General features: G+C 36.3%; 19 protein-coding genes. 12 read left to right on the plus strand and 7 right to left on the minus strand.

The window, feature by feature from the left end:
- The first annotated feature begins 21 nt into the window (after positions 1-21).
- Both B2145_RS15100 and B2145_RS15105 read left to right on the plus strand, forming a co-directional pair.
- Positions 22-2355, plus strand: coding sequence for an ATP-dependent helicase (locus tag B2145_RS15100; protein ID WP_291104028.1), 2334 nt, complete (start codon positions 22-24; stop codon positions 2353-2355).
- A gap of 83 nt (positions 2356-2438) precedes the next feature.
- Positions 2439-3059 carry an L-threonylcarbamoyladenylate synthase gene (locus tag B2145_RS15105; protein ID WP_291104031.1) on the plus strand — a complete coding sequence of 207 codons (621 nt, stop codon included), beginning with the start codon at positions 2439-2441 and terminating at the stop codon, positions 3057-3059.
- Between the two features lie 230 nt (positions 3060-3289).
- On the opposite strand, the gene B2145_RS15110 is transcribed toward B2145_RS15105, so the two are convergent.
- The 3 genes from B2145_RS15110 to B2145_RS15120 all read right to left on the minus strand — a co-directional run bounded on the left by B2145_RS15110 (position 3290) and on the right by B2145_RS15120 (position 5645).
- Positions 3290-4123: an OmpA/MotB family protein gene (locus B2145_RS15110; protein WP_291104033.1), complete on the minus strand. Its 834-nt coding sequence runs from the start codon at positions 4121-4123 to the stop codon at positions 3290-3292.
- 67 nt (positions 4124-4190) lie between these two features.
- On the minus strand, positions 4191-5183 hold the full coding sequence (locus B2145_RS15115) for a glycosyltransferase family 2 protein (RefSeq protein WP_291104036.1): 993 nt from the start codon (positions 5181-5183) through the stop codon (positions 4191-4193).
- Positions 5184-5645, minus strand: a complete 462-nt coding sequence (locus tag B2145_RS15120) for a type I restriction enzyme HsdR N-terminal domain-containing protein (RefSeq protein WP_291104040.1) — start codon at positions 5643-5645, stop codon at positions 5184-5186.
- A gap of 87 nt (positions 5646-5732) precedes the next feature.
- Here B2145_RS15120 and holA point away from each other — a divergent pair, with 87 nt between their 5' ends.
- The 3 genes from holA to ettA all read left to right on the plus strand — a co-directional run bounded on the left by holA (position 5733) and on the right by ettA (position 8745).
- Positions 5733-6737, plus strand: coding sequence for a DNA polymerase III subunit delta (holA, locus tag B2145_RS15125; RefSeq protein ID WP_291104044.1), 1005 nt, complete (start codon positions 5733-5735; stop codon positions 6735-6737).
- A 57-nt stretch (positions 6738-6794) separates the two neighbouring features.
- Positions 6795-6977: a CAL67264 family membrane protein gene (locus tag B2145_RS15130; RefSeq protein ID WP_291104047.1), complete on the plus strand. Its 183-nt coding sequence runs from the start codon at positions 6795-6797 to the stop codon at positions 6975-6977.
- Between the two features lie 73 nt (positions 6978-7050).
- Positions 7051-8745: an energy-dependent translational throttle protein EttA gene (gene ettA, locus B2145_RS15135; RefSeq protein ID WP_291104050.1), complete on the plus strand. Its 1695-nt coding sequence runs from the start codon at positions 7051-7053 to the stop codon at positions 8743-8745.
- A 79-nt stretch (positions 8746-8824) separates the two neighbouring features.
- Here ettA and B2145_RS15140 read toward each other — a convergent pair whose 3' ends face one another.
- Positions 8825-9238 (minus strand): thiol-disulfide oxidoreductase DCC family protein, encoded by a 414-nt coding sequence (locus B2145_RS15140; RefSeq protein ID WP_291104055.1) that lies wholly within the window; start codon positions 9236-9238, stop codon positions 8825-8827.
- Between the two features lie 191 nt (positions 9239-9429).
- A complete protein-coding gene (locus B2145_RS15145; protein WP_291104058.1) occupies positions 9430-11595 on the minus strand; it encodes an endonuclease MutS2 in 2166 nt (721 codons plus the stop codon).
- An 82-nt stretch (positions 11596-11677) separates the two neighbouring features.
- Between B2145_RS15145 and B2145_RS15150 the strand changes: the two genes are divergently transcribed.
- The 4 genes from B2145_RS15150 to B2145_RS15165 all read left to right on the plus strand — a co-directional run bounded on the left by B2145_RS15150 (position 11678) and on the right by B2145_RS15165 (position 13798).
- Positions 11678-11968 carry a nucleotidyltransferase family protein gene (locus tag B2145_RS15150; protein ID WP_291104061.1) on the plus strand — a complete coding sequence of 97 codons (291 nt, stop codon included), beginning with the start codon at positions 11678-11680 and terminating at the stop codon, positions 11966-11968.
- A complete protein-coding gene (locus B2145_RS15155; RefSeq protein WP_291104064.1) occupies positions 11961-12323 on the plus strand; it encodes a DUF86 domain-containing protein in 363 nt (120 codons plus the stop codon). The genes B2145_RS15150 and B2145_RS15155 overlap by 8 nt, the downstream gene beginning before the upstream one ends.
- Before the next feature lie 284 nt (positions 12324-12607).
- Complete coding sequence (locus B2145_RS15160) at positions 12608-13147, plus strand: DUF4468 domain-containing protein (protein WP_291104067.1); 540 nt, start codon at positions 12608-12610, stop codon at positions 13145-13147.
- Between the two features lie 9 nt (positions 13148-13156).
- Complete coding sequence (locus tag B2145_RS15165) at positions 13157-13798, plus strand: hypothetical protein (protein ID WP_291104070.1); 642 nt, start codon at positions 13157-13159, stop codon at positions 13796-13798.
- Between the two features lie 75 nt (positions 13799-13873).
- Here B2145_RS15165 and ltrA read toward each other — a convergent pair whose 3' ends face one another.
- The gene (gene ltrA, locus B2145_RS15170) at positions 13874-15169 is read right to left on the minus strand and encodes a group II intron reverse transcriptase/maturase (protein ID WP_291104072.1); all 1296 of its coding nucleotides are present in this window, start codon (positions 15167-15169) and stop codon (positions 13874-13876) included.
- Positions 15170-15878: 709 nt separating this feature from the next.
- Here ltrA and B2145_RS15175 point away from each other — a divergent pair.
- From B2145_RS15175 to ung, 3 genes are all read left to right on the plus strand, one after another.
- Entirely contained in the window at positions 15879-16376 is a 498-nt protein-coding gene (locus B2145_RS15175; protein WP_291104074.1) for a hypothetical protein, read from the plus strand.
- 254 nt (positions 16377-16630) lie between these two features.
- A complete protein-coding gene (locus B2145_RS15180) occupies positions 16631-16774 on the plus strand; it encodes a hypothetical protein (RefSeq protein WP_291104077.1) in 144 nt (47 codons plus the stop codon).
- Between the two features lie 109 nt (positions 16775-16883).
- On the plus strand, positions 16884-17564 hold the full coding sequence (gene ung, locus B2145_RS15185; protein ID WP_291104080.1) for a uracil-DNA glycosylase: 681 nt from the start codon (positions 16884-16886) through the stop codon (positions 17562-17564).
- Between the two features lie 46 nt (positions 17565-17610).
- Here ung and B2145_RS15190 read toward each other — a convergent pair whose 3' ends face one another.
- Positions 17611-19128 (minus strand): succinate CoA transferase, encoded by a 1518-nt coding sequence (locus tag B2145_RS15190; protein ID WP_291104082.1) that lies wholly within the window; start codon positions 19126-19128, stop codon positions 17611-17613.
- Positions 19129-19188: the final 60 nt, after the last annotated feature.

Genomic DNA, 19188 nt, shown 5'->3' on the forward strand with positions numbered 1-19188 from the left:
TGCATTCAACAGAAAAATTTTATGCGTAAATACATTGACCAACTTAACGAAGCCCAACGTGAACCCGTATTGCAAAAAGATGGGCCAATGATTATTATTGCCGGTGCCGGTTCAGGAAAAACGCGTGTATTGACGATTCGTATTGCCTATTTGATGAGTTTGGGAGTTGATGCTTTTAGCATTTTGGCACTTACTTTTACCAATAAAGCGGCGCGCGAAATGAAAAAACGTATCTCCGATATTGTGGGTTCCAATGAAGCCAAAAATCTTTGGATGGGGACTTTTCACTCGGTTTTTGCACGAATTCTGCGTTCCGAAGCGGATAAATTGGGTTATCCTTCAAATTTCACGATTTACGATACTCAAGATTCTGTTCGGTTGATTTCGGCAGTCATCAAGGAAATGCAATTGGATCGAGACGTTTATAAACCCAAACAAGTTTTAAGTCGGATTTCAAGTTACAAAAATAGTTTGATAACCGTAAAAGCCTATTTCAACAATCCCGAATTGCAGGAAGCCGATGCGATGAGCAAAAAGCCTCGATTGGGCGAAATTTACCAAAATTATGTGGACAGATGTTTCAAGGCTGGCGCAATGGATTTTGATGATTTATTATTGAAAACCAATGAACTGCTGACTCGTTTCCCAGAAGTTTTGGCCAAATATCAAAACCGTTTTCGATATATTTTGGTCGATGAGTACCAAGATACCAATCATTCACAATATTTGATTGTTCGAGCTTTATCGGATAAATTCCAGAATATATGCGTCGTGGGCGATGATGCTCAAAGTATTTATGCGTTTCGTGGCGCCAACATCAATAATATCCTGAATTTCCAGAAGGATTATGAAGGCGTGAAAACCTTTCGATTAGAACAGAATTACCGTTCGACAAAAAATATTGTGGAAGCGGCGAATTCGATTATAGACAAAAACAAAACCAAACTTGACAAAATTGTTTGGACTGCCAATAGTGATGGTGCCAAGATAAAAGTGCATCGCAGTATGACTGATGCCGAAGAAGGGCGTTTTGTGGCCAGCACTATTTTCGAACAAAAGATGCAAAATCAGATGCTCAATGGTCAATTTGCCATTTTGTATCGCACCAATGCGCAGTCCCGTGCTATGGAAGATGCGCTCCGGAAACGAGATATTCCGTATCGAATTTACGGTGGTTTATCCTTTTACCAAAGAAAAGAAATCAAGGATGTTTTGTGCTATTTGCGATTGGTCATCAATCCAAAAGATGAAGAAGCTTTGATTCGGGTTATCAATTATCCGGCGCGTGGAATTGGAGACACAACAGTCGAAAAATTGACTGTCGCCGCCAATCATTACAAGCGTTCCATATTCGAAGTAATGCAGAATATTGATAAAATTGACTTAAAACTGAATTCGGGAACCAAGCAAAAACTACAAGATTTTGTTACGATGATTCAGAGTTTTCAGGTGATAAATGAAAATCAGGACGCCTTTTATATCACGGATCACGTGGCCAAGAAAACAGGATTAGTACAAGAATTAAAGAAAGACGCCACGCCGGAAGGAATGGCAAAAATCCAAAATATCGAGGAATTATTAAACGGAATCAAGGATTTTACCGAAGGTCAAAAAGAAATTGACGGAGCCCGTGGTGCCTTATCCGAGTTTATGGAAGATGTGGCATTGGCAACTGATTTGGACAAAGATACCAGTGACGAAGATCGTGTTGCGTTAATGACAATTCATTTGGCTAAAGGACTCGAATTTCCGTATGTTTTTGTCGTGGGAATGGAAGAAGATTTGTTTCCTAGCGCGATGAGTATGAGCACCCGAAGCGAGCTCGAGGAAGAACGCCGGTTGTTTTATGTGGCATTGACAAGGGCTGAACATCAGGCGTATTTGACGTATGCGCAATCGCGTTACCGTTGGGGAAAACTGACCGATAGTGAACCTTCCCGTTTTATTGAAGAAATCGACGGACAATACCTGGAATATCTCACCGCTGAAGAAACCAATTATCGCTACAAACCGATGATTGACAGCGATATTTTTGGTGATATTGATAAATCCAGATTGCGTTTGGCAAAACCTGTTACAGGAACTCCACCCAAATATATTACAGATAATGAGCCGGTTTCTTCGGTAAATATTCGTAAATTGAAACCAGTTTCCAATAATTCTTCTTCGGGAAGTGCCAATTTATTTGACAATAAATTGGTCGCAGGAAATATCGTGATGCACGAACGTTTTGGTAAAGGAGAAGTCTTAAACCTTGAAGGCACGGGTGCCGACAAAAAAGCGGAAATCAAATTTGAAGTGGGAGGAATCAAGAAATTGTTGTTGCGATTTGCGAAATTGGATGTGATTGGATAAAAAATTTGTTTCAAGTTTAAGGTTTAAAGTTGTTGGTAAGAAGAACTTTAAACTTTAAATATTTTAACCTTAAACTAAAAAAAATGGCACAATTCATAAAAATATACCCGGATAAACCCAACGAAGCGGCTATAGCCAAAGTCGTAAAGGTTTTAAAAGAAGGTGGTTTGGTTATTTATCCAACGGATACGGTTTACGGATTGGGTTGCGATATTACCAATACTAAGGCTCTGGAACGCATTGCCAAAATAAAAGGAGTGAAGTTGGAGAAAGCTAATTTTTCGTTTATTTGCCACGATTTAAGCAATCTTTCGGATTATGTGAAGCAGGTGGATACGGCTACTTTTAAATTGCTAAAAAGAGCTTTGCCGGGTCCATATACTTTCATTTTGCCCGGAAATAATAACTTGCCCAAGGAATTCAAGAAGAAAACTACTGTCGGAATCCGTATTCCGGATAATTCGATTGCATTGGAAATTGTCCGTCAATTAGGCAACCCAATTGTTTCCACTTCCATTCACGATGAGGATGACGTAATTGAATACACCACAGATCCAGAACTCATTTTCGAGAAATGGCAAAACTTAGTTGACGTTGTTGTTGATGGCGGTTATGGTGACAATATCGGTTCAACCATTATTGATTTATCAGGAGATGAACCAATTGTAGTGAGAGAAGGGAAGGGGAGTTTGGATATTTTATAAAATCCAACAATTCAGTGTGAAATAATTGTTACCGTAATGTTGTTATGTAGGGAATAATTTATACATTTACATAATTTCTTAAGAAGATTTCACTTCTGATATGACAATATATACCGAATGTTGTTCTTAATTTATATATTTAATTGGTTATTAATAAACGAATTAGGAAACATAAAAAGCAGGTCAATTGACCTGCTTTTTTCTTGATTATAAAATAATAAAAGAAATATTTACTGTTGTTGTTTTTTCATTTCTTTTTCAACCATTTCGTAGAACTGATCGATTTTTGGCAATACCACAATACGTGTTCTTCTGTTTCTTGCTCTGTTTTCAGCAGTATCATTTCCAACTAATGGAACATATGAACTTCTACCTGCAGCAATAAGTTGCGCTGGATTTACTTTCAAATCATTAGCTAACACACGGATGATAGAAGTAGAACGTTTTACGCTTAAATCCCAGTTATCAAGTAAAACTCCGTTGCTGATATAAGGAACATTATCCGTATTACCTTCAACCATACATTCAAAATCAGGCTTATCGTTAACCACTTTGGCCACTTTTGCCAAAACTGATTTTGCTTTATCTGTTACATCGTAGCTACCACTTTTAAATAATAATTTGTCGGCGATTTGTATAAAAACCACTCCTTTTTCAACATTTATTTCGATATCTGGATCAGAAATTCCAACCGAAGCTTTTAAACTTGTTACAACAGCAAGTGTCACACTGTCTTTTTTGGTAAGGGCATCTTGCATTCTGCTTATTTTCAAATCTTTCTCTTTAATTGACTCCAAAGCTTTTTCAACATTATCAGCCCCTTTCGTGGTCAATATTGTCATATCTTTTGAGCTGTTGATTAAAGTTTGGTTGTGTTCTTTTAAACCAGCAACAGTTGCCGTAAGACCCGCTTTGTCTTCCAGACAAGAATTCAATTTTACAGTACAAGTATTCAGTAAATCTTGAGTTTCTTTATTTCTGGCTTCAAGATCAGTGTATTTCTTTTTTGAAACACAGGAAGTCAAAAGAGCTAAGACGGATAAGGCAATTACAATTTTTTTCATAAATTTAGAGTTAAGTATTAGTGACAAATTTAGGTTTTAATGATTAAATATTATATATAATTTTTTGTTAATTTTTTTTAACAAAAACTGTGCCGCCATTTATATAATAGGAATAAACGATACTTCTCTTATTATAGTATTTTTCGGATTGAAATTTGGCTCTTTTTTTATAATGAACAGAAAAAAGAGCATAAAATGAAAAATGTGCTTTTACTATTGCCAATAAATGTTTGGATTTTCCCTGCAAAAGAAATTGTATTCCGGCAATTCCATCTAAAATTAGACGAGTGAAAATCACGGGAAACAATTGTTTTTTTGGTAGGTTTTTCAATAACATCAACAACGAATTTCTGAAATTCAAAAAGGTTTTTTTAGGATTTCCCAGTTGCAAAGTGGCTCCACCCACGTGATAAACAACTGATTGTGAATTGTATTTTACTTTATATCCTTTATTGAGCGCTCGCCAACACAAATCTATTTCCTCTTGATGCGCAAAAAAATCGGCATCGAAACCTTCTAATTCATTGTAAACCGAACTTCGAATGAAAAAGCAGGCACCCGAAGCCCAAAATATTTCACAATTGTCATCGTATTGCCCCTTATCTTTTTCCAAAGTTTCAAAAATGCGACCACGACAATAAGGGTAACCGTATTTATCAATAAATCCTCCGGCAGCACCGGCATATTCAAAGTATTCCTTGCGCTTATAATCCAATATTTTAGGTTGAATAATGGCCGTTTGAGGTTCGTTTTCGAAAGTTTCAATGATAGATTGTAGCCAATTTTCGGTCACCTCAATATCCGAATTGACCAAGGCATAAATTTCGGCATCAATATGCTTTAAAGCTTCATTATATCCTCTGGCAAAGCCAAAATTACTTTCGTTCCTGATGATTTGTACCGTCGGGAAATTGGCTTTTACAAATGCAATAGAATCGTCTGTTGAAGCATTATCTGCGACATAAATTGTGGCTTCAGGGGAAAATTGGACAATGGAGGGTAAAAACTGTTCCAACAATTTTGTTCCATTCCAATTGAGTATAACAACAGCTATTTTCATTTAGATTATTTCATTTTTAGATTTGAAATCCGGCAATGCTGCCAAAAACTCGTATTTTTCGTTTTCAAAATCCATAAGGCAAAAGTAATGATTATGACCATTGGTTACCATCAAATATTCGGCTTTCAAAGTCATATTGTAACGGGCAATTTGGTCAAAAGTGGCTTGAGCCGTTTTAATTTCGGGAGCTTTGCATTCGATTAATAGAAAGATGGAGCCATCAGGATTGAAAACAACAACATCATATCTTTTCCGTAATCCATTGACATTTAGAACTTTTTCTACGTTTATCAATGATTTCGGGTATTTTTTTTCTTCCAATAAAAAACGGACAACGTGTTGGCGAACCCATTCTTCGGGAGTGAGAATGATAAATTTTTTCCTGATTTCATCAAAAATAGATACTTTATTTTCGCTATTTTTGAAACGGAAAGAATAAGAAGGAAAATTCAGTTGCTGCATCTTGCAAAAATAGTTAATTTAGTTTAAGGTTTCAAGTTTCAGGTTGCGCAACTTGAAACTTGAAACCTTAAACCTGAAACAAAAATAATGGACGAAGTAATAAAAATAGTAAACAATATCAAGAGCGGCAATATCAAACCCATCTACTTTTTGATGGGGGAGGAATCGTATTATATTGACAAATTATCCGATTATATTGAGCAAAATGTGTTGACCGAAGACGAAAAAGGCTTCAATCAAACTGTTTTGTATGGACGTGATGTTTCGATAGAAGATATTGTTTCGACAGCCAAACGTTATCCAATGATGGCCGAACGCCAAGTCGTGATTGTAAAGGAAGCACAGGATTTGTCACGAACCATTGACAAACTCGAAAGTTATGTCGAAAACCCAATGCCATCAACGGTTTTGGTTTTTTGTTATAAATACAAAACATTGGACAAGCGCAAGAAAATGACCAAAATGTTGGACAAAGTTGGCGTGGTTTACGAAAGCAAGAAATTGTATGAAAATCAAGTGGGCGAGTGGATCAAGCGCGTTTTATCAGGAAAAAGTTATTCGATTGAACCCAAAGCCAATGCAATGTTGGTGGAATTTTTGGGAACTAATTTGAGTAAAATCAATAACGAATTAGAAAAATTGCAAATTATTTTGCCGAAAGGCAGCACGATTACTCCCAAGCATATCGAGGAAAATATTGGATTCAGCAAAGACTTTAATGTGTTTGAATTGCGAAAAGCCATTGGAGAACGCAACCAACTCAAAGCCTACACCATCGCCGATAATTTTGCGCAAAATCCAAAAGACAATCCAATTGTAATGACCACAAGCTTGGTTTTTGGATTTTTTGTCCAATTATTAAAGTATCACGGATTGAAAGACAGAAATCCCAAAAATGTTGCGGCAGCATTGGGGGTAAACCCATTTTTCTTAAAAGAATACGACGTCGCTTTGCGCAATTACCCAATGAGGAAAGTGAGCCAGATTGTTGCCGCTTTAAGAGATGTTGACGTAAAAAGTAAGGGAGTTGGCGCTAATGCCTTGTCACAATCGGATTTGTTAAGAGAAATGCTTTATAAAATTTTTAATTAGCCGCTAAAATTCACGATATTTACACCTCCAAAAAATATAATATATAATAATAGAATTATGGGAATGAATAAAAATACCGTTTTAGGATGGGCTACTTTAATAATGCTAGTAATGGGATTGTTATTGATAGGATTAGGTGCTTTCAGATACGATGATGTGGCAGGTTGGGGATTTGTAGCTGTTGGAGTAGGTTTTTTGGCTAATGCCTGGGTATTTAGTTCATTAAAAGGAAGGCTTTAGAAATTATATTAAACATTGACCCGAGCCTGAAAGGCGAATTGACGAAGTAATTTTAAATTTTAAACTAAAAAAAATGGCAGACGATAAAAAGGTAATATTCTCAATGTCTAAATTGAGTAAAACCTATTCAAGCAGTAATAAGCAAGTTCTAAAAGATATTTATTTAAGTTTCTTTTATGGAGCAAAAATTGGTATTTTGGGTCTAAACGGTTCAGGGAAATCCACCTTATTGAAGATTATAGCTGGAGTGGATAAAAACTACCAAGGCGATGTGGTTTTTGCGCCGGGTTATACCGTGGGTTATCTGGAACAAGATCCACAATTGGACGACACAAAAACGGTGATCGAAATCGTAAAAGAGGGTGTTGCAGAGACAATGGCGGTTTTGGACGAATTCAACAAAATCAATGATAGTTTTGGTTTGCCGGAAGTCTATGAAGACGCCGATAAAATGCAACAATTAATGGATCGTCAAGCCGACTTGCAGGACAAAATAGACGCGCTTGGTGCTTGGGAAATCGACACCAAATTGGAGATTGCGATGGATGCGTTGCGCACACCGGAACCAGACACACCAATCAGAAATTTATCTGGAGGAGAGCGTCGTCGTGTGGCTTTATGCCGCTTGTTGTTGCAACAACCGGATGTTTTGCTTTTGGATGAGCCAACGAATCACTTGGATGCCGAAAGCGTACTTTGGTTAGAACAACACTTGGCACAATATGCAGGAACTGTAATTGCGGTAACGCACGATAGATACTTTTTGGATAACGTGGCAGGTTGGATTCTAGAACTCGATAGAGGAGAAGGAATTCCTTGGAAAGGAAATTATTCTTCTTGGCTGGAACAAAAAACGGGACGTATGGCCCATGAAGAAAAAGTGGCCTCAAAACACAGAAAAACACTGGAGCGTGAGTTGGACTGGGTTCGCCAAGGCGCGAAAGGACGCCAAACGAAACAAAAAGCCCGTTTGCAGAACTATGACAAACTCTTGAACGAAGACCAAAAACAATTGGATGAAAAGCTGGAAATCTATATTCCAAATGGACCAAGGTTGGGAACTAATGTAATTGAAGCTAAAAACGTGTCGAAAGCATTTGGAGATAAATTATTATATGACAACTTGAATTTTAAGTTGCCACAAGCTGGAATTGTTGGGATTATTGGTCCAAATGGTGCCGGTAAATCAACCATTTTCAAAATGATTATGGGAGAAGAAAAACCAGATAGTGGCGAATTTATCATTGGTGACACCGTAAAAATCGCTTATGTGGATCAAGCGCATTCGAATATTGATCCGAATAAATCGATTTGGGATAACTTTGCCGATGGTCAGGAATTAATTATGATGGGCGGACGCCAAGTAAATTCTCGTGCTTATTTAAGCCGATTCAACTTTGGTGGTAGCGATCAAAACAAGAAAGTTTCAATGCTTTCGGGTGGAGAAAGAAATCGTTTGCACTTGGCGATGACTTTGAAAGAAGAAGGAAACGTGCTTTTACTGGATGAGCCAACAAATGATTTAGATATCAACACGCTTCGTGCTTTGGAAGAAGGTTTGGAGAATTTTGCCGGTTGTGCCGTTGTTATTTCGCACGATAGATGGTTCTTGGACAGAATTTGTACCCATATTCTAGCTTTCGAAGGCAACTCCGAAGTGTATTATTTTGAAGGCGGATTCTCTGATTATGAGGAAAACAAAAAGAAACGCTTGGGTGGTGATTTAACTCCAAAACGATTGAAATACAGAAAGTTGATTCGAGGTTAAAAAATAATATTTTTTTAATTTTTTAACAAAATTACAAACCCGACAGGTTTTAAAAACCTGTCGGGTTTTATATTTAACCTTATAGAAATCTGGATTCAGATTCTTTTGTTGGAATCATACAACTTTCTTTTTTGCCATACCATTTATAACGATTTTTGGCAATGTAATCATAAAGATGGTTTCTAATTCCCGCGGGTATAATCCTGAAAATTGTTCCAAAATGTAAAAATCCACCTAGACTTTTTGCAATTTCCAATGCAGCTTGTGATTTGTAATAATAAGCAATTCCCGGTTGGTAAAGAATGATACTGTCAATGTTCATTGGGTTGATACCAATGTGTTTCAAAATTTGTTGCCCTAAATCAGATTGCAATGCGACAAATCGAAAGACGTCTTTCGTATCGTGTTTGATAACAAAATGAACAGCTGAATCGCATAAATTACAAACGCCGTCAAAGAGGATTATTTTTTTGTTCTTAGGTAAGTTTTGCATTTTTCAATTATATATTTTTCTATCACAAATCGTATGTGATTTTTTTGCCACGAATTACACAAATTTTCACGAATTATTTTTTTATAATTTTAAAGAAATTAGTGCAAATTCGTGACCCGAGACCAAAGGTCGAACAGACGTAGTAAATTCGTGGCTGACTTTTTTTGCGATATTTGATAGCCAATTAATGATTACTTTTTAACCGCTTCAACTAATTCCAAAACATCCAAACTCACTTTTGAAGTGAATATTCCGTAATTTACGGTTGCCTTATTTTTCTCAATGTTATCAATACTTCCCACGGCTTTTCCGTCAATCATTCGTACTCGATCTCCCACTTTCAAAATAGCTTTTGGTTTTTCGATAACGGGTTTGAGTTTCTTTTCCTTTTTGGCAACCCTAATTTCTTCAACCTTAACCTCAATCTCTTTAATAACTTCCTTTTTCTTTTCGACAATTGCCTTAATTTCTTTGGGAGTTGCTTTTTTGCGTTTTGAATTTTCGATTTCGATAATCTTCAAAAACTCGCCAATAAGATCTTTCTTGTTTTTATTATTGAAATATTTCTCGGCAATATCTTCAATTTTTTGTCCAATGTAAATCGTTTTCTGGTTACTGTCATACAATTCTTGGTAGCTTTCCAGTTTTTGCTTGATTTTCACGTTGATAGTTTCCATTTTTTTGCCTTCCTCACGCGCTTTTGTTTCTTCTTCTTTCAGCGTTTGCGATGTTTTTTCCATCTTCGAACGCTCTTTTTGCAAGGTGGCGATGGTTTTGTCAAAACGCACTTTTCCCACTTCAATTTTCTTTTTCGCCCGATTGATTAAACTAAACGGAATTCCATTTTTCAGTGCCACTTCAAATGTGAAAGAACTTCCTGCTTGGCCTAAAACCAATTTATACATTGGTTCCAAGGTTTTTTCGTCAAACAACATATTAGCATTTATGGCAAAAGGCAATTCGTTGGCAAGAATTTTCAGGTTCGAATAATGGGTCGTAATTATGCCGAAAGCTTCCCGATGATAGAACTCTTCCAAGAAAATTTCTGCCAAAGCACCACCCAATTCCGGATCAGAACCGGTACCAAATTCATCAATCAGGAACATCGTTTTCTTGTTGCATTTCTTCAAGAAGTAGTTCATATTCTTGAGTCGGTAACTGTAGGTACTCAGATGGTTTTCAATAGATTGGTTATCTCCAATATCCGTTAATATTCTATCAAACAAAAAGGTTTCGCTGCGTTCGTGAACGGGAATTAACATTCCGGATTGCAGCATTAATTGGAGCAATCCCACAGTTTTTAGTGAGATTGTTTTTCCTCCTGCATTGGGTCCTGAAATCACGATGATTCTTTTTTCCTGATTTAACTCAATAGTTTGAGGATGCGTAACCTCGTTCTTCTGTTTGTTATTCAAATACAAAATGGGGTGGAAGGCATCCCGAAAATACAACCTTCTATTTTCAGTAATTGCCGGTAAAATCCCGTTGATTCTGTTGGCGTATTTGGCTTTGGCTGCAATCACGTCAATATCGCTCAAGAATTCCTGATATTGAATAAGCAACGGTAAAAAAGGACGAATCTGGTTGGATAATTGTTTCAGAATTCGGGTGATTTCTTCTTTTTCCTCATATTCTAAATTACTCAATTCACGCGAATATTTCAAGGTAGTTTCGGGTTCAATATAAGCGATACTTCCCGTTTTGGAACTGCCCAAAATAGAACCTTTGACTTTGCGACGATACATAGCCGAAACCGCCAAAACTCTACGATTTTGAACAAAACTTTCTTTAATGTCGTCTAAATAGCCAAGTGCATTATATTGCGTTAATGCCACTCCAAAACTCTGGTTGACTTTGCCACGAACGAGATTCATTTCTCGACGAATATTTGATAATTCGGGAGAAGCATTGTCTTTTATTTCCCCATATTTATCGACCACAACATCTACAAGGCTGCTTATTTCCTTGGTTAATTGCACTTCGGAAGCTTTTACATTTAGATTGGGATAATAATCATCGAATTTTTTGAAATAATTCAGCAGGAAATTCGTGGTTTCTGATATGGTGGCAATTTTTCTAAAACTTCCCACTTCAAGAAAACTGTCTTCTATAGCCAAGAACTTGATTTCGTAGGTAATGGCATCAAATCCGTGATTGGGAATAGCATTATTATTTTGGAAAGAGGAAACATATTCGGTGGTTTGCATCAAAGCCTTCATCAAGGTTTCTTTCTCGTTGAAAGGCGTGATTTCCAAGGCTTTTTGCTTACCAATATCGGTATTGCAAATTGCCGAAATGGTTTCGAGAACGGTTGGAAATTGTAAATCTTGAAGTGTTTTTTCTGTAATGGAGATCATTTAAATAGGTAGAAATTTTATACAAAGTTACAAACTTGTTAAGTTGTATTAATCTAAAACAATTAATTTTTATATTTGTTAAATGAAAAAGGATGAAATAATCGATACTTTACAAACGGAAAAGCAATTCCTTAAAGATAATTACGGTGTTATTACCATTGCTTTGTTTGGTTCTTATGCAAAAGGAATGGAAAATCCGGATAGCGATGTTGATTTCATTGTCGAATTCAAAGAGCCATCTTATAGCTTGTTGATGGGTTTGTATTCCTATTTAGAAAATAAATTAAATTCCAAAATTGAAATTGTTAGAAAAGGACCTCATTTATCGGAGCGATTTCTTAATAACATCAAAAACGACTTGATTTATGTATGATGCTGTTTATAAATATTCGCTGGAAACTATTTTAGATCATATCAACATTTGTAATAAAAGATTTTCTGAAATTCATAATCCTATTGATTTTACTTCAACCGATTATGGGAAAACGCTACTCGACTCCATTGTTACTAGGCTTCAAGCCATCGGTGAAAACTTAAAAAACACTTCAAGAAAAAACAATTTATTGCAGACCAATTATCCGGAAATTGAGTGGAACAAAATCATTCGATTTCGGGATTTTATTTCTCATCATTATGAAATGTTGGATTATGAGATTGTTTTTGAAATATGTGAGGATTATTTACCAAAATTAGAATTGGTCATAAAAGAAGAATTAGCTAAATTTTAATAAGGATGCAACCCAAACTCAATCCTTCTTTTAGCCGATATGCGCTGTTTTTTACCCAATACGCAACGTATTTTCAGTCTTTCAGCACCCTAAAATTAAAAGTCCTTTCGCTGATTCGTAATAATTTATCTATATATTTGATAAAAAATAATGTATGTAGGATTATCATACAAAGCCGCCCAAATAAGGGAGGATTGGAATGATTTTATCAGATTAATCTACGAGTTACCTGATATTTTCGAGCAACAGAAACAGAAACAAAAACTAAAACAAAAATTAAAATTATGAAAAACAAATTATTACTTACAATTGCAATTCTTTTATGCGCAATTTCTTATTCTCAAGATTTTCCTAAACTAAAATTAACACCAAATGGTGTTGAACCAATAATTGTAAATACAGATAGTTTAAAAGCAACAGATTTATATGAAAAAGCATTGAATTGGGTACAAGAAACTTATAAAAACCCTGAAAAAGTTCTTAAAGCAAAAATAGAAAACGAAAAAATTAGAATAGATGCTTTTGCTGAAAATGCTTGGTGGTATAAATCACTTGGAATGAAACAGAATTATAATATGGCATATTCTGTAGAAATTTCATTCAAAGATGGTAAATACAAGTTTGAGTATATAATTGGACAATTTTTTATTGAAGGCGGACAAAAAGTATTGTATGATTACAAAACATTTTATAAAAAAACAGGAGAAGTAAGGAGTGCTTATACTGACGCTGTTCCGAGTTTAGAAGAAACAATGAATAATTTATCATTGAATTTTTATAATTATTTGACTGGAAAAACAACAAAAAAAGATGATAAATGGTAAAATAGTCAAATGAAAAATTTAGAAATTTATAAAGAATTTTATTTTAGAGAAATCGACCGTAAAAATGAATTAAACAACATCATAAATATACCGATTTTAATTATTACAGGGATTATTTCAGTTCAGTTTTATTTTTACAGCCAACAAATTGAAAATTCTTTAAAAATATATTTGGAAGTTTTATCTATAATTTGTGCGTTAAGTATTCTTTATTCAATATTTTATCTTTTGAAATCATTTGGTAATTTTTTCAAAAATCATAGTTATAAAGAATTGAATGAAATGAACTCAATTTATAAGTATGAAAGGGAATTAATAAAGGAACAAACAAAAATTGCGGACGCTGAAAGTTTCTTTTTAGAATACTTAAACGAACAGTTTTCTGATTGTGCAAGTCATAATTTTTTAATCAACAAAACAAGAACTGAAGACATAGCAAAATCAAAAAAAGGAATTTTTATAAGTATAATTTGCACAATTTTATTTTCAATAATATTTTTAATTTCAATTATTACTATGGCAAAAAAAACTGAAAATACCAAACCAATAGTTAAACCAGTTACAACTATTCAACAACCACAAAGTGTTTTAATAAAAAATAGTAAACAGACAAAAGAAACACCTAAAACAAACATAAAGAGAAGTAATTAAAAACATCAGGTAATCGAGTAGACGGCTCCGCCAGAAACTGACGGAGTGCGCCTCTCACACCACCGAACGTACGGGTCACGTATTCGGCGGTTCGCAAAGTGATGGGTTGAGTTCGATGTAAACATCGGTTAATGATTGATAGCCTCGCTGTTTCAAGCGTTTCAAAGTAATGGTGGTATTCAAAATTGGACTCTGTGCAATTGCCCAACCGCCTTTCCTCGTCCTGCTCCAAGCATAGGCGTGGTCTTGGTCAACGCCTAATCGAATCAGGTTTTTCCTTTTTCGTTCGGGTTTCTTCCAGTCGTGCCAAATGCAATAGCGCAGGCGATTTCGTAGCCAGCCGTCTAAATCACGTAATTTGCCCATAATGCTCGTTCCCCGAAAATAGTTTAACCATCCTCGTTGCACTTCTTTTATCTTGGCAATCCGTTCTTCTAGCTTGACTGGTGCGGTTTTTCGGCTGATGCTTTTGAGCCGTTCTTTGAGTTTCTTCCACGCCTTTTCTGCCACTACCAACTGGTATTGGTTTTTGCTCCCTTTTTGATACGTTGGCACAAACCCAAATCCCAACAAAGTGAAGTTTACAGGACGTCTAATCCCGCTTTTCTCGGTGTTGATGGTGAGTTGGAGCTTCGTTTTCAAGAATTTTGCAATTACCTGTGCTGTGGCTTTCGCCTGATTTTGGCTTTTGCAGTAGATGCTAAAATCATCGGCATAGCGAACGAATTTCAGTTTCCGCCTTGTCATTTCTTTGTCCAACTCATTGAGTAGAATATTAGACAATAACGGACTCAATGGGCTTCCTTGCGGAACGCCTTTTGTTCGTTTTTGTAATTTTCCGTTGATTCGTATCGGCACTCGCAACCAGTTTCGTATCAAGCGCATTGTGGTTTGGCATTTCACTTTTCGATAGACTAAATTCAGCAATAAACAATGATCTACTTCGTCAAAGAAGTTCTTGAGGTCGATGTCCACGATGTGGTTCAGTCCCTGATGGATGTATTCCCTCGATTGCCCAACGGCTTGTCGGGCGTTTTTGTTGGGTCTAAATCCAAAACTATTGCTACTGAATTCGGGTTCAAATAGTGGTGCAATTACTTGTGATACGGCTTGTTGCAACACTCGGTCGGTGGTGGTGGGAACGCCCAAAAGTCGGGTTTTGCCGTTGCCTTTGGGAATCTCTACGCCTAAAATGGCTTGTGGCAAGTAGTTGCCTTGTCTGATGGCTTCGAGCAATTGTGCTTTCTTTTGGGGGAATAACATCTTGAGTTGAGTGGTTTTTATACCATCGACTCCTGCGCTTCCTTTGTTGGAAATCACTTGCTCTACTGCTTTTTGCAGATTGTAAGGATGTACTACTCTCTCAATCATTTTGTTGTTTTAATCGGTTAACCTGTTCTTGTTTTTCAGAGCTATAACTTGCGCCATTCCGTTGAAAATTAAGAACCATTTTGCGTTCGGTCCTTCCTTGTTTGTGAGTCCTATGCGGTATCTATTCGCAACTCGTTGCCCCAAGTACTATGACTTCTGCTGACTTCTTTGCCTAACCAACTCGTGGTTGCAAAGACCTCCCCTGGTAAGAACTTTTTCCTTCATCCAATCACTGGAGCATCTACATCTAAAAGGTTTGGTAATCTTCGGACGTTACGTTGCTGTGGACGCTTATCCCCTTTTAAATGCCTCGTATGCACTTTCTGTTCGTCAGTACCGGATTTTGTCGTTTCGCTTCCTTCAGTTCTGGCTTCACAGCCAACAACCTTGCGACGTACTAGTGGTTCGGGTTTTCAATCCGCCCACAAGGGACTTGCACCCTCTGGAAAAATAACACGCTGTAAGATTTGTTTTCTAATCCAAAATTTGTAATTTCGGATTTTTATCAAAGCCTACAGCGTGTGTCCTGCTCATGCAGGGCACACACAGCCGTTTTGAGCTAGTGTGTGATTTAGTGGAATTAGCGTTTCGCATTATGTTTTCTGCAAAGCCGAAAATTGAAAGGTTACGAAATCCCCACCATCTCAAAGCAGCGGAACGTTAGGCACAATGTTGCCAAAAAAAAACAATTAACTTAAAATAAAAATAAATGGGATTTTTCACATCAAAACCGAAAAAAAAAGCACTTCAAATTTTAGAAATTGAAATAACAGATAGTCTTTTATCAAAATTAGTTGAAACGCAAAAACTGAATGGTTTTACAGACTATTCAATTGAAATTTCAGAAAAATTTAAACTATTTGATATTGCAATTTTCAGAAGTTTTGAAAACACAAAAGAACTTACAAACGAAACTTCATTCAATTTAATTCTCGAAAACAAAAATCAATCAATAACTATAAATAAAGTTAAAGAATTAGTGAATTCTTTTTCAGCTGAATATGGAAATGACAGAAATGGAAAATCAAAATGGACGAATGAAGATGATAAAGCAATCTCAACTTATTGGGAAGGGCGTGAATGGATTTTAGATAGTAAAAGAAAATCTCAAAAGGTTTTTGAAAAAGATTGCTGTCAAATTAATTTTCATTTTAACCTAGATGACGGAGTAGATTTTTCAATTTTAGGAGCAAATAGTCAAATTTAAAAAAATTAACATCGAAAGAAACACTGTGCCTAACAGCTAGAGTTTCGTTGCGTGCGCAGTACGAACAATGAAACTCGTGTTGAACGGAACCAAAGTACCTGCCGTTAACACTATGGAGTTATCATAAAGTTTTTAGAGAGAATGCAAATAGTCCAATAGCCGTCAGGATTGTCCGCTTCGCTTAATGCTAAAGTGTAAACATTAACCATTGCATTTTGCGAAAACTTCACGAACTTTACTGCAAATTAAATTGTATGCAACTCAAACTCAATCCTTCTTGGCAAACTATTTTAGATGACGAAATCCAGAAACCTTATTTCCAGGATTTGATGAAGGCTGTCGATGAAGAATACAAAAATCATACTTGTTTTCCCCCTGCTGGCGCAAGCATTAGGTAACACAGACGCTAGTGCGAGTTTCCAAACTCGTACCCTAAATAGTGGGCACAAGCGTGACGCTTGCGACAGCGGAGGAAAACTTTGCGAACTTTACGGCAAATTAAATTATATGCAACCCAAACTCAATCCTTCTTGGCAAACTATTTTATCAGATGAAATCCAGAAACCTTATTTTAAGGACTTGATGAAAGCTGTCGATGAAGAATACAAGAATCACACTTGTTTTCCTCCAAAGGAATTGATTTTCGCCGCTTTCGATCATTGTTCGTTTGACCATTTGAAAGTGGTCATTATTGGACAAGATCCGTACCACGGGATTCATGAAGCGAATGGTTTGTGTTTTTCGGTAAACGATGCTGTCAAGATTCCACCTTCGTTGCGCAATATTTTTAGGGAATTGAATGATGATTTGGGAACTGTTTTCCTGCCTACTTCCGGCAACTTGGAACATTGGGCAAAACAAGGCGTTTTACTTTTGAATGCTTCTCTTTCGGTTCGAATGGACAATCCAAACAGTCATAAACATTTGAAATGGGCAACTTTTACCGATGCTGTTATCCAGAAAATTTCGGATGAAAAAGAAAATATAGTGTTTTTGCTTTGGGGAAGTTTTGCCAAGAAAAAAGGTTCCAAAATTGACAGAAATAAACATCTGGTTTTAGAATGCGGACATCCTTCGCCTATGAGCGCCAATCAAGGAAAATGGTTTGGGAACAAACATTTTAGCCAGACGAATGAGTATTTGAAATCGAAAGGAAAAACCGGAATCGATTGGTCAATTATAAATTAAAAAAATCCCTTAAACATTTAAATTATGGATAAAGGATTAATAAAAATTATGAAGCGATTTCTACCGATTTTTTTTGTTTCATGCTTCCCGTTTTTGATAATCGGGTGTAAAAAGTAAAGGCTTCTTCCAAAAGATGAGGAGTTTGCCCGCCACGTAAACAGGCACGATCATAATAATCGATGAGTTCCTCTTTATATTCCGGATGGGCACAATTTTCGATGATTACTTTTACGCGTTCTCTTGGCGCAAGGCCTCTCAAATCGGCCAAACCTTGTTCCGTCACCAAAATATCGACATCATGTTCGGTATGGTCCACATGGGGAACCATTGGCACAACATGCGATATGGAATTGAATTCCTTGGAAGCGGACTGCGTAACAAAAATGCTCAAATAACTGTTTCTGGCAAAATCCCCAGAACCCCCGATGCCGTTCATCATTTTGGTGCCTGAAATATGCGTTGAATTTACATTGCCATAAATGTCAAATTCAATTGCGGTATTAATTGATATAACTCCTAATCTCCGGATTACTTCCGCTGAATTGCTGATATTTTGCGGACGAAGAACCATCTTGTCTTTATATTGATCGAAATTGTCTAAAACGTGTTTGTAACAGGCTTCTGAAACTGTAATTGACGATGCCGAAGCAAAATCCATTTTTCCGGAATCAAATAATTCAAAGGTACTGTCTTGTAATACTTCCGAATACATGACCAAATTTTCAAAATTTCCTCTGGAAAATCCTGACATCACCGCATTAGCCACTTTTCCGATGCCAACCTGTAATGGCATTAATGATTTTGTCAATCTGCTAACTTCAATTTCATTTTCAAAAAACGCTAACAAATGATTTGCGATTGCTGTAGTTTTTGCATCTGGCTCGCTTACCAAAGCAGCACTGTCGGGAAGTTCTGTAAACACAATTCCGGCAACTTTGTCAGGATCAATAGTGATATAATCGACTCCGATTCTGTCTTCGGAAGATTTAATGTTGATGACATCCCGATTTGGATATTTTTCATGAATAAAAATATCATGTATACCTTTGAAATTTAATGGTATAGAAGTATTTATTTCAATGATAATATTATCTGCTAAATGTGCAAAAGTAGCCGAGTTTCCCACAGAAGTTGTTGGGATAATATTCCCATTTTCATCAATATAGGTGGCTTCAAGAATGGCAAAATCGAGTTTTGGAAGATGCTTGTTTTCTAATAATTCGGCAGTTTCACTGAGGTGTTGGTCTATAAAAAGCACGTCACCTTCGTTAATTTTTTGTCTGAGCGAACTATCAGCCTGAAAAGGCATTCTTCGGTATAAGGCATTGTTTTTCGCCAAATCGGCATCGGTATTGTGTCCTAAAGAAGCGCCGGTAATCAGCGTAATGGCGATATTTTCGAATTCTGCTTTTTTCGCAAAAGCAGGAAGTACGGCTTTGCTGTCCCCTGCTTTTGTAAATCCGCTTGTGCCAACTACCATTTTATCTTTTAAAAAATTGGCGGCTTGTTGCGCAGAAATTACTTTGTCTTTGTAACTTTGAAATCGAATTCGCTCTAAGTTCATATTTTTGGTTTTTTAGTAATTAATTTGACGATAATGTTTTTTTTCATTAATAAATTAAAA

This window comes from Flavobacterium sp. UBA5153 (genome assembly GCA_002413745.1).
GTDB lineage: Bacteria > Bacteroidota > Bacteroidia > Flavobacteriales > Flavobacteriaceae > Flavobacterium.

What these genes read in the sequence shown, in the direction of transcription:
- B2145_RS15115 (WP_291104036.1), bottom strand. Translation starts at nt 5,183, where the DNA reads ATGAAAATAGCTGTTGTTATACTCAATTGGAATGGAACAAAATTGTTG.
- B2145_RS15155 (WP_291104064.1), top strand. Translation starts at nt 11,961, where the DNA reads ATGTATGATGCTGTTTATAAATATTCGCTGGAAACTATTTTAGATCAT.
- B2145_RS15160 (WP_291104067.1), top strand. Translation starts at nt 12,608, where the DNA reads ATGAAAAACAAATTATTACTTACAATTGCAATTCTTTTATGCGCAATT.
- B2145_RS15180 (WP_291104077.1), top strand. Translation starts at nt 16,631, where the DNA reads ATGCAACTCAAACTCAATCCTTCTTGGCAAACTATTTTAGATGACGAA.
- B2145_RS15165 (WP_291104070.1), top strand. Translation starts at nt 13,157, where the DNA reads ATGAAAAATTTAGAAATTTATAAAGAATTTTATTTTAGAGAAATCGAC.
- B2145_RS15120 (WP_291104040.1), bottom strand. Translation starts at nt 5,645, where the DNA reads ATGCAGCAACTGAATTTTCCTTCTTATTCTTTCCGTTTCAAAAATAGC.
- ung (WP_291104080.1), top strand. Translation starts at nt 16,884, where the DNA reads ATGCAACCCAAACTCAATCCTTCTTGGCAAACTATTTTATCAGATGAA.
- B2145_RS15100 (WP_291104028.1), top strand. Translation starts at nt 22, where the DNA reads ATGCGTAAATACATTGACCAACTTAACGAAGCCCAACGTGAACCCGTA.
- B2145_RS15150 (WP_291104061.1), top strand. Translation starts at nt 11,678, where the DNA reads ATGAAAAAGGATGAAATAATCGATACTTTACAAACGGAAAAGCAATTC.
- B2145_RS15145 (WP_291104058.1), bottom strand. Translation starts at nt 11,595, where the DNA reads ATGATCTCCATTACAGAAAAAACACTTCAAGATTTACAATTTCCAACC.
- B2145_RS15140 (WP_291104055.1), bottom strand. Translation starts at nt 9,238, where the DNA reads ATGCAAAACTTACCTAAGAACAAAAAAATAATCCTCTTTGACGGCGTT.
- B2145_RS15105 (WP_291104031.1), top strand. Translation starts at nt 2,439, where the DNA reads ATGGCACAATTCATAAAAATATACCCGGATAAACCCAACGAAGCGGCT.
- B2145_RS15190 (WP_291104082.1), bottom strand. Translation starts at nt 19,128, where the DNA reads ATGAACTTAGAGCGAATTCGATTTCAAAGTTACAAAGACAAAGTAATT.
- ltrA (WP_291104072.1), bottom strand. Translation starts at nt 15,169, where the DNA reads ATGATTGAGAGAGTAGTACATCCTTACAATCTGCAAAAAGCAGTAGAG.
- holA (WP_291104044.1), top strand. Translation starts at nt 5,733, where the DNA reads ATGGACGAAGTAATAAAAATAGTAAACAATATCAAGAGCGGCAATATC.
- B2145_RS15130 (WP_291104047.1), top strand. Translation starts at nt 6,795, where the DNA reads ATGGGAATGAATAAAAATACCGTTTTAGGATGGGCTACTTTAATAATG.
- B2145_RS15175 (WP_291104074.1), top strand. Translation starts at nt 15,879, where the DNA reads ATGGGATTTTTCACATCAAAACCGAAAAAAAAAGCACTTCAAATTTTA.
- B2145_RS15110 (WP_291104033.1), bottom strand. Translation starts at nt 4,123, where the DNA reads ATGAAAAAAATTGTAATTGCCTTATCCGTCTTAGCTCTTTTGACTTCC.
- ettA (WP_291104050.1), top strand. Translation starts at nt 7,051, where the DNA reads ATGGCAGACGATAAAAAGGTAATATTCTCAATGTCTAAATTGAGTAAA.